Here is a 14,569-nt window from a genome sequence, read left to right as displayed (position 1 = left end):
TCCGATCAGGCGCCCGCCGGTCGGCCCGACCAGGCCTCCTGCGACGTCAGCGGCCGCATCGTGAGCGTGTACTCGTAGGTGGCGTCAGGACGGACCTGGCTGCGCTGCCGCACCGGGTTCGGCGTGTCACCGACACCGGTCACCGCATGATCGGCGTGCAGCGTGAAGTGACCCTTGTTGCGCTGCAACATGAACGGGTAAGCGGCCCGCTCCAGGTCGTCGTACTGCGTGACGCTGACATCGCGAGCGCCCGACACCAGCAGGCCGGACGTGCGGCCGTCGGTGAGCAGCGCCCACCGGGTGTCGGTGTGGTTGCCGTGATCCTGCGGGCGGTGGTACTCGACGTACTGGTCGGCCACCGAGGTGGAGTGCACCCCGATCGGCGTGCCGTCCTTCCGGTCGACGTAGCTCTCCGCCTTCCGGCCGTACCACGAGAACTCGGAGTAGCGGTCGGGCACGGACAGCTGAACACCGATGCGCGGCAGATAAGGCAGCGTCCGCATGGATCCCTGCGGCGTCACCCGATGGCCGAGCCGCAGCACACCGGCCGAATCCACCGAGTAGACCATCGTCTGGTCGAACCACGCCCCGCTCACTCCTGGCGCGGCGACCTTGCTGTCCACGATGATCCGCGTGGTCTTGTGGCCGTCCTTCTCCACCCGCACACCGGACACGGTGGTTTCGAGGCGGTCGAGGCCCGCCTTGCGCCAGTCCTCGCCCTCGGCGCGGCCCCACGTGAAGGTCTCGTTGCTGATCGGCGTTCGCCACGCGTCGAGCTTCGGGCCGCTCGCGAGCAGCTCCCGGCCCCACGACTTGATCGACGTCAGCACACCGGACTTCTTGTCCACCGTGTAGGCGGCGCCGGCCGCGGTCGCCGTGATCTTCTGAGCGTCCTCGTGGGTGAACACGACAGCCCAGTCGAGCGGCGCCTTGTCCAGACCCGGCACCCGGCTGCCGCCCAGCGAGAACTGGTCGTGCGCGAGCACATGGCCGGTGGAGGTGACCGTTTCGACGGTCAGGAACCGTTCGCGGTCGGCGTCGTTGACCGGCACCGGCAGCGAGATCGGAGAGTTCGAGGCGGCCGCGACTCGCAACGGCTGTTCACCCTTCTTGACCGTCCGCGAGCCTTCGGTGACCCGCCAGCGCAGCGTGAGGTCGTCGGTGCCGGTGAACTGGCGTTCGTTGGTCACCGACAGCACGCCGCCGGAGTAGGCGAACCGGATCGGCTGGTGTGCCCACGCCATCTGCAGAGTCTCGGGCTGGGGAGTGCGGTCCGTGCCGATCAGACCGTCCACACCGGACAGCGTCGACCCGTACGCGAAGTGCGTGCCGCGTTCCTGCACGCTGTCGAAGTCCAGCGCCAGAACGGCTCCGCCGACCGGAGCAGTGGACGCGCCGAGTTCGGCCGCCGGCAGCGCCCGGTTGTAGATGCGCACGTCGTCGAGCTCGCCGCGGGCCATCCAGCCGACGGTCGACGGGTCGTTCCACGACATCTCGAAGTCGCGGCCGATGTTCACGTCCGCCGCCGAGTAGTCGATCGCCCCGGTGAACGGCAGCGTGCCGACCTCGGCGCCGTCGATGTACAGCCGCAGCGCGGTGCCGTCGTAGGTGCCGCTGACCCGGTGCCACTTGCCGTAGAAGTCGGCGGGCACCTTGGCCTGCACCGCACGCCACGTGCCGCTGTGGACGAAGAACTCGAGCGTGGTCTCGTTCTTCATCTTGAGCGTCCACTGGTGGTCGCCCTTGGCGATGATCGGGAACTCGCCGGTCCACTTGCCGGGCTTGACCCACGCGTCCAGCGTCAGCGCGGTGCCGGTGATGTCGAGCTTGCGGTCGCGATACACCTCGACGAAGTCGTCGAGCCCTGACAACGACAACGCCTTGCCGCGATGGCCGTCGACGAGCTTCGGAGCACCCGAGAGCAGCGCGGTGATGTTGTTGCCGGACGTGTCAGGCGCGATGCGGGTCTTCTGCTTGATGTTCTGCTCGGCCCAGTCCCAGATGAACCCGCCCTGGGTCTGCGGGTTGGCGCGGATGATGTCCCAGAACTCACGGAAGTTGCCGAGGCTGTTGCCCATCGCGTGGGCGTACTCGCCGAAGATCAACGGCTTGGTCGTGTTCTTCGCCTGCTCCGCGAACCGCTCCGGCGACGGGTAGCGCGGGCCCCACACGTCGGCGAACGGCGCGTCACCATCGGGGTTGTTCGACTGGTGGTAGATCGGCCGCGACGGGTCGTTGGCCTTGAGCCACTTGGCCATCTCGTAGTGGTGCGCGCCGAGCCCTGCCTCGTTGCCGGTGTCCCACATGAAGACGCTCGGGTGGTTCTTGTCCCGCTCGACCATGCCGATGAGCCGGTCCATGAACGTGTCGCGCCACTCCGGCTGGTTGGCCTGGCACCACCGGGAGCAGTTCTCGTGGTTGTGGGTCTCGATGTCGACCTCGTCGTCGATCCAGATGCCGTGCTTGTCGGCGAGGTCGTAGAAGTACGGGTCGCTCGGGTAGTGCGAGGTGCGGACGGCGTTGACGTTGAGCTGCTCCATCAGCGCCACGTCGCGTTCCTGCGCCGCCCGCGGCACGTGCCGGCCGTGGTCGGGGTCGGTCTCCGCGCGGTTGACGCCCTTGAACAGCACGCGCTTGCCGTTGACCAGCAGCGTCTTGTTCCGGATCTCGATCTCGCGGAAACCGGTGGTGTCACTGGTGATGTGCGTGATCTTGCCGTCGGGAGCGGTGAGCGTCAGCACGACGGTGTAGAGGTTCGGAGTCTCGTCGGTCCACTTGGCCGGGTTGCGCACCGGCAGCGTGAGACGTGCCGTGCCGCCGTCGGTTTCCTGGCTCGCTGAACCGACTTCCGCGCCTTTGGAGTCACGCAGGCTGGCGGTGACGCGGTGTGTGCCGGTGGTGCCGCCGGGCTTCTGGCCGAGCTCGACGTCCGCGGTGAGGGTCGCGTCGGTGTAGGTGGCGTCGAGGTCGGTCTTGAGCGTGACGTCCTGGATGAACGTGGCGGGCGTCGAGTACAGCGACACCGAGCGGAAGATGCCCGAGTACCGCCACTGGTCGTAGTCCTCGAGGTAGGAACCGGCGCTCCAGCGGTGCACCTGCACGGCGACCTTGTTGCGGCCCGGTCGCAGCGCGGAGGAGATGTCGAACTCGGCCGGGGTGTAGCCACCCTGGTCGTAACCGATGTACTTCCCGTTGACCCAGACGAAGTAACCGGACGTCACGCCCTCGAACCGCAGGAACGTGGCGCGCTTCGCCCAGTCGGCCGGCACGTCGAAGTCGCGGACGTACGCACCGGTCGGGTTCACGTCGCGGGGGACGCGGGGCGGGTCGTCCGGCTGCACCTCGGTGGCGATGTTGCGGAAGATCGGATGGTCCAGGCCGTCGGTCTGCCACGTGTGCGGCACGGTCACCGTCCGCCAGCCGGACGTGTCGTGGTCGTCGGCGTAGAACCGCGCAGGAACGTCGGCGGGCTTGTCCGCCATGGCGATCCGCCACTTGCCGTCGAGTGACTGCGTGAACGGCGTCCGTTCGTCACGGCGTACGGCGGAGGCGATGTCCGCCTGCGGGAGCAGGAGCGCGTGGTGCGGCTCCTGGCCTTCTGCGATCTTGCGCGGATCTTCGAGGTAGGTGTGCACGTCAGGAGGGGGATCGACGGCGGAGGCGATCGGCGTCATCGAACCCGCCGCAACCAACATGACTGTCGCAAGAACGATCGCGCGCCGCACGCTGAACCTCCATGTTCAGACAGAAATGAACACAAGTGAACAGTTGGATGTCGAACGCTACAAGGGGCCGCGAGGTCGGAGCCGTTCACAGCATCGAGTGCTGTTATCGAATGAGGAGTCCCTTGCGTTCGATTTTGTTCGACATCACGCTGCCGATCAGCAAGGCCTGCCGTGACCACTTGGGGGACCCTGATGAGGACCGTTCTTCGTTTGTTGACCGCCACCGCACTCGCCGCGTCGGCCGCGCTCGCCGCGCCCGCGACCGGGTTCGCGGACCCGAGCAGCTGCACGGTGACGCCAGGGCCGGGCTCGGCCTCCAACGCGGGCACGGCGACGTGTCCGGCGAATGCGGGGGACTTCTGGTTCCGGGTGGTGATCGACTGCTACGACGCCTACCCGTCGGGGCTGCACTTCATCGGAGTCAACTACGGGCCGTGGAAGTGGGCCGGTGGCGACACCAGCACCACATCATCGGTTCCCTGCAACGGTTACGTGCCCGGATCGGGTGTCGCCTTCAACGGCCGCCTGGAAGTTCGCTGATCCCTCGATGAAGAGGACGTGGAGATGAAACGCAGAACGGCGCCGGTCGTGCTGGCGGCCGCGGTGCTACTGGCGTCGCTGTCCGTGCCAGGAACCGCGGCACCCGTTGCGGCACCGGCCGTGAGCCTCGTGAGCGACACGCTGCTCGACGCCTCGGCGCTGTACTTCGTTTCGTACGACGGGGTGGTGAACAACAACTCGTTCCAGCAGGACGCGATCCTGACCTACCAGGGACGTCAGTACGCCACCTGGTACACCGCGAGCCGCAACGCCGTGATCGCGCGCAGGAGCGTGGGCAGCACCCGGTGGGAGACCGTGGTCCTGCCGCATCGGCTCAGCGTCAACGACTCACACAACGTGATCTCGCTGGGAATTTCCCCGCAGGACAACACGATTCACGTCGCGATGGACACGCACAACACGCGCTTGTTCTACTTCCGCTCGAAGCCAGGCCTCGCGATCGGTGCGCAACAGTGGAACGCCGCCGCGCTCGGCGAGGTGCAGCGGACGCTCGGGGGTGTCGAGCTCGGCTCGATGACCTACCCGCAGTTCCTGGTGACACCGGAGGGCAGGCTGCAGTTCAGCTACCGCACCGGCGGTTCCGGCAACGGTGTCAACGAACTGGCGGAGTACTCCAGCGGCTCGTGGCGCAAGCTCGGCGGCTGGTCATCCGCCACAGGCTCGTACACCGGTCCGAACGGGGTCGTCTCGACCACGCGGAACATGTACCTGCACGGCCTGAACTACGACCGAAGTGGACGGTTGCACGCCGCTTTCACCTGGCGTGAAGGCAACACCGGCGTGCTGTGCAACCCGGGCGGGCTGACCAACCACGACACCGGCTACGTCTACAGCGACGACCGCGGCCGCACCTGGCGCAACGGCGCGGGAACCGTCGTCGGCACGACCGGTGGCACGCCGGTCAGCGTCACGTCGCCGGGACTGGTGGCCGACCCGCTCGACCCGAACCACGGCCTGATGAACCAGGAGAGTCAGGCGGTGGACACGAGCGGCCGGCCGCACGTGGTGATCAGCTACGTGCCCGGCCGCTTCACCCAGTGCGTCTCGAACTACGCCCAGCAGCGCACGCAGTACGGCCGCACGTTCCACGTGTTCCGCGGCGCGGACGGCAAGTGGACCAAGATGGAGGTGCCGATCCCTCCGAACCACACCCAGCGCACGAAGATCGTGCTCGACCGGAACGACAACGCCTACCTGGTGATGCCGCGCGGCAAGATCGTGGCGGCCAGCAAGGCCAGCGGCTGGACGGACTGGACGACCGTGTTCGACCGGCCGTCGCTGCAGGCGTTCGGCGAGGTCAACGTGGACGCGTCCCGCGTCGCGTCCCAGGGGATCCTGTCGGTGCAGTACCAGCAGGCCTCCATCGGCAGCACGCCGTCGCCGATCCGCGTCGCCGACTTCCGGCTGGGGGCCTGACGTGACACGCCTGCTACTGGCGCTTGCGCTCGTCGCCGCCGGCCTCGCCACGCCGGCTGCGGCGGCGGAACCGTTGCCGGGGAACGGGGTCATGGTCCGCATCGACCCGTCGTACCAGCAGCCGGAGTTCGAGGGCTGGGGGACGAGCCTGGTGTGGTTCGCCAACGTGACCGGTGGTTATCCCGAGCCGATCCGCCGCAAGCTCGTCGACCTGCTCTTCGGCGACGACGGGCTGCGCCTGAACATCGCGCGCTACAACATCGGCGGTGGCAACGCGCCCGACGTCCGCCAGGACTACATGAAGAGGGGCGCGACGATGGAGGGCTTCTGGAAAGCCCCTCCCGGCACGACGCGCACGGACGTGGACTGGTGGCGCGCGGACAACCCCGACCACTGGAACCTCGACGCCGACGCCAACCAGCGCTGGTGGATCGACCAGGTCAAGCGCAAGGTCACGAAGTGGGAGGCGTTCAGCAACTCGCCGCCGTGGTTCCAGACCGTCAGCGGTTACGTCTCCGGCGGCTTCGACGCGAACACCGACCAGATCCGCCGCGACCGCGTCGACGACTTCGCCACGTACCTGGCGCGGGTGACGCAGCACATCGAACGCTCGCACGGCATCAAGTTCGACACCCTCGCACCGTTGAACGAACCCAACACGAACTACTGGGGCACCCAGATCGGCTCTGACGGCCAGCCGACCGGCGGACGCCAGGAAGGCGCGCACGCCGGACCTGAACTGCAGCAGGAGGTTCTGCTCGCGTCACGGCGTGCGCTCGACGCGCTTCGGTCACGGGTGAAAGTGTCCGCAATGGACGAAACGAACCCGGGCACGTTCGTGCGCAACTGGAACGGCTACGGCCCGGCGCGTGACGTGATCGACCAGCTCAACGTGCACACCTACGGCACGGGTCAGCGCACCAGCGTGCGTGACGTCGCCAAGGGCGCTGACGAGAAGCTCTGGATGAGCGAGGTCGAGGGCACCTGGGGCAACGGCACCACCGACTACACGAGCATGGAACCCGGTCTGGGCATGGCGACCAGGATGCTCGAGGACATCCGCGAGCTCGAACCGTCGGCCTGGGTGTTCTGGCAGCCGATCGAGGACACCATCCCGCAGGCGGCCGCAGGCAAGAACTGGGGCAGCATCCACATCCTGTTCACCTGCACGGCGAAGGACACGCTGGAGTCCTGCCCGATCAAGACCAACTCCAAGTTCAACACCATCCGGAACTTCACCCATTTCGTGCGGCCGGGCGACCGGTTCGTCAAGACCGACGACCCGTCCACCGTGGCCGCGGTGAAGCGGTTCGGTGTGGACGCAACGGCCGTGCACATCAACAACGGCAACACCGACCGCACGGTGACCCTGGACCTCTCCCGGTTCGGGCTCGTCTCGCCGCTGGCCAAGGTGACCCCGGTGGTCACGAACGCGGCCGGCGCACTCGTGCGCGGCAAGCCGGTTCGCGTGACCGGAAAGTCGGCGACGCTCGCAGTCCCGGCGAAGTCGGTCACCACGTTCCTCGTCGACGGCGTGGCCGGCGTGTCCGGTGATGCCGCGCTCGTTCAGCCCGATCACGTGTACCGGATCACCACGAGCGGCAAGTCGTTGCAGCCCTCTGACGACTGGTCTCGCGCGGTCGTCCGGACCACGGACGCCGCGAGCGCCCGGCAGCTGTGGTCGGTGCGGAAACTGGGCTTCGGCAACGGGAACCGCGAGCGCTACGAGATCGTCAACGCGGTGACCGGTACCAGGCTGGCCGCTTCTGGCGACGCCGTGGTGCTGCAGTCGGCCAGGGACACCGCCGCACAGTGGATCATGTCCACGACCGGTGACGGCAGCTGGACGTTCGTCAACGCCGCCACCGGCACGCTGATCGAGGCCGCCGGCGAGACCGTGTCGGCCAAGACCCCGACCTCGGGCGCGAGCCAGCGCTGGACGCCGATTGATGAGACCGTGCAGCGAGTTCAGGACGCCGCCGTGTTCACGGTTCCCAAGCTGCGACCTGTGCTGCCGCAGACCGTGACGCCTGTGTATCCGGACGGCGCGCGGGGCGCTCTGCCCGTGGTGTGGAACCTTCCGCCGGACTGGCGGTGGCAGCAGCCCGGCACCGTGCGCGTTCACGGCACGGCGACGGACGTGGTCGGGCGGAAGTTGCCCGCGCTCGCTGTGATCACCGTCGACACGATCGCCTCGACACTGCCCGCTCGCGCGAAGACCTACGTCGGCGGGCAACCGGATCTGCCCGCCACCGTCACGGGCATCGGCAAGCGCGGCGGCAGGGCCGAGCTCCCCGTCACGTGGGACGCCGCGGTGTTCGACCGCGTCGGGACGGTGACGGTGACCGGGCGGGCCCAGGTCGTCGACGGCAGCACGGTGGCGGCGACGGCGGTCGTGCAGGTCACCGAACCCGTCGAGGTGAACGCGGCGCCGGACGCGGCGGTGGCGGCGACGTACACGGAGTCCGGCTATTCCGCGGAACGGCTGCGCAACGGCGTCACGGAGGAGAAAGCGTGGTCGAACTGGAAGTCAGGCACCAAGAACCCGGACGACACGATCACGTTCACGCTCCCGAAAGCACGTGATCTCACACGAGTTGTCGTGCATTCGTACCGCGACGGTGACGGCGGTATCGCCAAGAGCCTCAAGGTGCAGGTGCGCACGGTCGACGGCACGTGGGTCGACGCGAGCGGCGACGTCGAAGTCACCGCACTGCGAACAGAGGTCGCACTGGACCCGTCACCTCCGGCGACCGCCGTGCGCGTCGTCCTCACCGCACGACCGTCCGGCTACCTCACCCTCGGCGAGGTCGAGGTCCTCGCCAAGGCGCCGGCGCCGTGAATTCACTGAGTGTCGACCGGGAAGTGCGGTCGATTCGATTCGAAGCATGAGTTTTGTTTGAATTGCCGGGCCTGCGGCTGGACACTTCGCGAAAATAGCCGAGAAGGGAATTCTCAATGCGGAGAGCTCTCGCAGGCGCAGTGGCGGCGGTGACTACGGCCGCGCTCGTCGTGGTGGCACACACGGCGGGCACGGACCACTCCGCCGCCGCGGCCGAGACGTACTCGTGGGGCAACGTCGAAATAGCGGGCGGCGGGTTCGTTCCCGGCATCGTGTTCAACCAGCGCGAGCCGAACCTGGTCTACGCGCGCACCGACATCGGCGGCGCGTACCGGTTGAACCCGCAAACGAACAGATGGATCCCGCTGCTCGACCACGTCGGCCTCGACAACTGGGGACTGAACGGCGTCGCGAGCCTTGCGACCGACGCCGTCGACCCGAACCGCGTGTACGTCGCGGCGGGCATGTACACCAACAGCTGGGACCCCAACAACGGCGCGATCCTGCGCTCCTCCGACCGCGGGACCACCTGGCAGACCACGCCGCTGCCGTTCAAGGTCGGCGGCAACATGCCCGGCCGCGGCATGGGGGAGCGGCTCGCGATCGACCCGAACCGCAACAGCGTCCTGTACTTCGGCGCGCCGAGCGGCAACGGCCTGTGGCGCAGCACGGACTTCGGCGCGACCTGGGGCAAGGTCACAGCGTTTCCGAACCCCGGCAACTACGCCCAGGATCCCAGCGACCCCAACGGTTATCTCAGCGACAACCAGGGCGTGCTGTGGGTGGCGTTCGACCCGCGCACCGGGTCGAGCGCGACGGCGACGCAGACCATCTACGTCGGCGTCGCGGACAAGGAGAACAACGTCTACCGCAGCACGAACGGCGGCACGACGTGGGAACGCGTGGCGGGACAACCGACAGGTTTCCTGCCGCACAAGGGAGTGCTCGAGGGCGACACGCTCTACCTCGCCACGAGCGACACCGGTGGTCCTTACGACGGTGCCAAGGGCGACGTGTGGAAGCTGAACACAGCGACCGGCGCGTGGACGCGGATCAGCCCGGTGCCGTCGACCAGTGCCGACAACACGTTCGGCTACAGCGGCCTGACGGTCGACCGCAAGAAGCCGGGCACGCTCATGGTCGCCACGCAGATCGCGTGGTGGCCGGACGTGGTGTTCTTCCGCAGCACCGACTTCGGTGCCACCTGGACGCGCGTCTGGGACTGGACGAGCTACCCCAACCGCAGCTTCCGCTACAAGATGGACATCAGCGCGTCGCCGTGGCTCGACCTCGGGGCGAACCCGGCGCCGCCGGAGACGTCACCGAAGCTCGGCTGGATGACCGAGTCGATGGAGATCGACCCGTTCAACTCCGACCGGATGATGTACGGCACCGGTGCCACGATCTACGGCACCACGGACCTCACCGCGTGGGACCGCGGCACCCAGTTCACGATCAGGCCGGTGGCAGCCGGGCTCGAGGAGACCGCGGTGACGGACCTGATCAGTCCGCCGTCCGGGCCGCCGTTGATCAGCGCGCTCGGTGACATCGGCGGTTTCCGGCACGACCGGCTGGACGCGGTGCCGGCCAGGGCGTTCACCCAGCCGTACTTCACCACCACGCGCAGCCTGGACTTCGCCGAGCTGAACCCGGCGACGGTGGTGCGCGTCGGCGAGTTCGACAAGACCAGCAGGCCCAACGACAACCGGGTCGCGTTCTCCACCGACGGTGGCGCGAACTGGTTCCAGGGCCAGGAACCGGGCGGTGTCACCGGTGGCGGCACCGTCGCGGCGGCCGCCGACGGCAGCAGGTTCGTCTGGAGCCCGGCGGGAACCGGCGTGCACCACGCGACCGGCTTCGGCAACTCGTGGACGGCGTCGACCGGCATCCCGGCGGGCGCGGTCGTGGAGTCGGACCGTGTGAACCCGATGAAGTTCTACGGCTTCTCCGCAGGGAAGTTCTACGTGAGCACCAACGGAGGCGCGACGTTCACCGCGACTGCAGCCACAGGGCTGCCGTCATCGGCACGCTTCAAGGCCGTGGCAGGCAAGGAAGGCGACGTCTGGCTCACGGGCCAGGGCGGGCTGTGGCGATCCACGGACTCCGGTGCGAGCTTCGCGAAGATCTCCGGTGTGGCAAGCTCGCTCAACATCGGCTTCGGCAAGGCCGCTCAGGGACGTGCCTACCCTGCGTTGTACCTGATCGGTGAAGTCGGTGGTGTCAAAGGCGTCTTCCGTTCCGACGACACGGGCGCGGGCTGGGTGCGGATCAACGACGACCGGCACCAGTACGGCAACATCGAGGACGCGATCACCGGCGACCCGCGGGTCTACGGCCGCGTCTACCTCGGCACCAACGGCCGCGGCGTCGTGCTCGGCGAGATGACCGGAACTCCGCCCACCACAACGACTACGACTACGACGACAACAACGACCACGACCACGACGACCACGGGTCCGGGAACCGGGTGTTCGGTGAAGTACACCGTGTCGAGCCAGTGGCAGGGCGGCTTCAACGGTGCCGTCGACATCACCAACACCGGATCGGCGGCCGTCAACGGGTGGACGCTGAAGTGGTCGTTCGCCAACGGCCAGGTGATCAGCCAGCTGTGGAACGGCAAGCTCACCCAGACCGGCGCCGCCGTGTCGGTGGCGAACGAGGGCTACAACAAGGAGATCAAGCCGAACGGCACCGTCAGTTTCGGATTCGGCGCGAGCTGGACGGGCACCAACGCGAAACCGGTGTCGTTCACGCTCAACGATCGGCCGTGCGCGGTGCCGTGACCGTGCTGCCCCGATCGGTCAGGTGAGGGGCGAGCAGCCGGACTTCGGACGGCTGCTTGCCTCTGAGCCCCTGCATCAGCATCTCCACCGCGATCGTGCCGACCTCCTCGGCGGGGATCGTGATCGACGTGACCGGCACCGGCCGGGTGGCGGCGATGGCGTCCGGGCACAGCGCGATCACCGAGACGTCCTCCGGCACCCGCCGGTCCCGCCGCCGCAGCTCCAGAACGACGTCCGGGAGCACGGCCTCGTTGTGCACCACCAGCCCGGTGACGGCGAGCTCCTGCCGCAGCAGGTCGTCCAGGCACGCGCTGAGAGCGGTGTAGGACGGCGCGCACGGGTGCACGTGGACCGTCACGCCGCGCTGGCGGGCGCATTCGGTGAACCCGGACAGGAACCGCGTCGCATAACCGGTCTTGCGCTCGTAGACGGTCGGCGGGGAGCCGATGAGTCCGACGGAGCGGTGGCCGAGGTCGACCAGGTGCCCCACCGCCCGCGCACCGCTCGTGGTGAAGTCGAGGTCGACGGAGTTGAGCCCTGCGGGGTCGGCCGGCACGCCGACCAGCACCACCGGCACGTCCAGCTCGCGCAGGGCGGGCAGGCGCGGGTCGCGGGCCTCGACGTCCATCACGATCACCGCGTCCGCCCGCGCGGACGCGACCACCCTGTGCACCTCGTCGGCGCCGGACTCCTTGGTGAGCAACAGGACGTCGTGGTCGTGCTCGCGCGCCGCGGTGACGATCGACGACACGAACTGCATGATCACCGGGAGGTTGAGGTCCGTCCGAAGTGGAACGACCAGCGCGAGAACGTTCGTGCGGCTGCTCGCCAGTGCCCTGGCTCCGGCGTTGGGGTGGAAATCCAGCTCGTGGATGCTGCGGCGCACGCGCTGCGAGGTCGCCGTTGAGATCGGCCGCTTGCCGCTGAGCACGTAGGACACCGTGCTGACGGACACGCCGGCGTGCCTGGCGACGTCCTTGATGGTGATCAACCGGCCTCCGCGTGCGCGTCGTTGTGAACGCAACTTTAGCGCCTGACGAGGCGTTGTCCGTCCTGCGGCGTCGAACAAAGGTCGAAAAATCGTCCGCATTGTATTCGATTTATTCGACGCTAATGTTCCTTCTGGTGAAACGTTTCGATTTGGCGGATCACCTTTTCCGTTCAGTGGTGCACGGAAGGACGAGATCCATGAAAAAGATCATGCGTGCGCTGGTGGCGGCATTGGCCGCGACACTGGCGTTCTCGCTGGGCGCCCCGACCGCGTCCGCCGCGGCTTGGTCGTCCTCGGACAAGTGGGGCACCTGGAACAACGGCGGCTACATCGTCCGCAACAACATCTGGGGCAGCGGTGCCGGTCCGCAGTCGATCTGGGCGAACTCCTACAGCAACTGGGGTGTGTGGGCGAACCACCCCAACACCGGCGGGGTGAAGTCGTATCCGCACGCGGGAAAGGCGCTGAACAAGCGGCTCAGCTCGATCGGTTCGCTCACCAGCCGCTTCAACGTCAGCGTGCCCGGCTCGGGCGCCTACGCGACCACTTATGACATCTGGGCCAACAACAACGCCTACGAGGTCATGGTGTGGATGAACAGGACCGGCCCGGTCGGCGCCATCGGGTCGCGCCAGGGCACGTTCTCCGTCGGCGGTCACACCTGGGACGTCTACCGCGGCTCCAACGGTGCGAACGCGGTGTTCTCGTTCCTGCGCACGTCCAACACGTCGTCCGGCTCGGTGGATCTGAAAGCGATCATGAACTGGATCCGCGCCCGCGGCTGGTGGGGTGACGTCACCGTCGGCGAGGTCCAGTTCGGCTACGAGATCACGTCGTCGAGCGGTGGCAAGAACTTCACGACGAACAGCTACTCGGTTTCGGGCGGTTGATGACATGAGGCGTTCGACGATTTCGATTCTGCTGGCGGTGGCGCTCAGCGCGTCCGGAGTGCCCGCGCTCGCCGACGAACCGGCTGTTTCCTCGAACCGCGGCCTGGTCAGCATCCGATCGGTGCACGGCGACGGGAACTTCGTTTCGTGGCGGCTGCTCGGTTCGGACGCCGCGAACGTGGCGTTCAACGTCTATCGCGACGGCGTGAAGGTCAACCGCGCGCCGGTGACGACGGCGACGAGCTATCTCGACGCGGGTGCGCCCGCGAACGCGTCCTACTCGGTGCGGCAGGTGATCGGAGGCGTGGAATCGGCGGCGGCCACGCGTTCCGTCGGGACACTGGCGACGAGCCGGGACGTTCCCCTGCAGGTCCCGGGATCCGGCTACGTTGCGAACGACGCGTCGGTCGGCGATCTGGACGGTGACGGCGAGTGGGAGATCGTCCTCAAGTGGGATCCTGCTGATGCCAAGGACAACGCGCATGCCGGTCGCACGGGCAATGTGTACCTCGACGCGTACAAGCTCAACGGCACCCGGTTGTGGCGCATCGACCTCGGCCGCAACATTCGCGCGGGTGCGCACTACACGCAGTTCCAGGTCTTCGACTACGACGGTGACGGCAAGGCCGAGATCGCCGTCAAGACCGCGGACGGCACGCGGTCGGGCACCGGGCAGGTGATCGGCAACGCGAACGCCGACCACCGCAACAGTGACGGCTACATCCTGACCGGGCCGGAGTTCCTGTCGGTGTTCCGCGGCACGGACGGCGCGGTGCTCGACACCGAGAACTACGTGCCACCGCGCGGAAACGTGTCGTCGTGGGGCGACAACTACGGCAACCGGGTCGACCGTTTCCTGGCCGGCACGGCGTACCTGGACGGCTCGCGGCCGAGCATCGTCATGGCGCGCGGCTACTACACCCGCAGCGTGATCTCGGCGTGGGACTTCCGCAACGGGCAGCTCACCCAGCGGTGGACGTTCGACTCGGCGTCCCAGTCGAACCGGTCTGCCTGGGAGGGCAAGGGCAACCACCAGCTGTCGATCGCCGACGTGGACGGCGACGGCCGCGACGAGATCATCTACGGCTCGATGGCGATCGACGACAACGGCCGTGGCCTGTGGCAGAACAACACCCACCACGGCGACGCCCTGCACGTCGGCGACTTCATCCCGTCCAGGCAGGGCCTGGAGGTCTTCAAACCGTCGGAGTGGACGAACGAGCTCACGCACTGGATGGGTGACGCCCGCACCGGCCAGATCATCTGGAGCGCGCCCTCGTGCGGCTGTGACAACGGTCGTGCGGTCGCCGCCGACGTCTGGGCCGGCAACCCCGGCGCGGAGGCGTGGTCCGCCTCGGTGG

General features: G+C 67.8%; 8 protein-coding genes. 6 read left to right on the top strand and 2 right to left on the bottom strand.

All coding sequences use genetic code 11. From position 1 onward, the window contains the following. Positions 1-5: 5 nt before the first annotated feature. Positions 6-3,674 (bottom strand): glycoside hydrolase family 2 TIM barrel-domain containing protein, encoded by a 3,669-nt coding sequence (locus FXN61_RS14555; protein WP_246291506.1) that lies wholly within the window; start codon positions 3,672-3,674, stop codon positions 6-8. Between the two features lie 243 nt (positions 3,675-3,917). Here FXN61_RS14555 and FXN61_RS14550 point away from each other — a divergent pair, with 243 nt between their 5' ends. The 4 genes from FXN61_RS14550 (at position 3,918) to FXN61_RS14535 (ending at position 11,327) form a co-directional block, all read left to right on the top strand. Next, entirely contained in the window at positions 3,918-4,265 is a 348-nt protein-coding gene (locus FXN61_RS14550) for a hypothetical protein (protein WP_167974166.1), read from the top strand. Positions 4,266-4,289: 24 nt separating this feature from the next. Continuing rightward, positions 4,290-5,702, top strand: coding sequence for a BNR repeat-containing protein (locus FXN61_RS14545; protein ID WP_167974164.1), 1,413 nt, complete (start codon positions 4,290-4,292; stop codon positions 5,700-5,702). Position 5,703: 1 nt separating this feature from the next. Next, positions 5,704-8,544, top strand: coding sequence for a glycoside hydrolase (locus FXN61_RS14540; RefSeq protein ID WP_223165429.1), 2,841 nt, complete (start codon positions 5,704-5,706; stop codon positions 8,542-8,544). 116 nt (positions 8,545-8,660) lie between these two features. Beyond that, complete coding sequence (locus tag FXN61_RS14535; RefSeq protein ID WP_167974162.1) at positions 8,661-11,327, top strand: cellulose binding domain-containing protein; 2,667 nt, start codon at positions 8,661-8,663, stop codon at positions 11,325-11,327. Here FXN61_RS14535 and FXN61_RS14530 read toward each other — a convergent pair. Continuing rightward, positions 11,299-12,318, bottom strand: coding sequence for a LacI family DNA-binding transcriptional regulator (locus FXN61_RS14530; RefSeq protein WP_167974160.1), 1,020 nt, complete (start codon positions 12,316-12,318; stop codon positions 11,299-11,301). The genes FXN61_RS14535 and FXN61_RS14530 overlap by 29 nt on opposite strands. Before the next feature lie 197 nt (positions 12,319-12,515). Between FXN61_RS14530 and FXN61_RS14525 the strand changes: the two genes are divergently transcribed. Then, entirely contained in the window at positions 12,516-13,208 is a 693-nt protein-coding gene (locus tag FXN61_RS14525; RefSeq protein ID WP_167974158.1) for a GH12 family glycosyl hydrolase domain-containing protein, read from the top strand. Between the two features lie 4 nt (positions 13,209-13,212). Beyond that, positions 13,213-14,569 (top strand): rhamnogalacturonan lyase (locus FXN61_RS14520; RefSeq protein ID WP_167974156.1); only part of this gene is annotated, 1,357 nt, incomplete at its 3' end.

It is taken from the genome of Lentzea indica, assembly GCF_012184385.1.
GTDB lineage: Bacteria > Actinomycetota > Actinomycetes > Mycobacteriales > Pseudonocardiaceae > Lentzea > Lentzea indica.
This window is presented reverse-complemented; position numbering and strand designations above follow the sequence as displayed.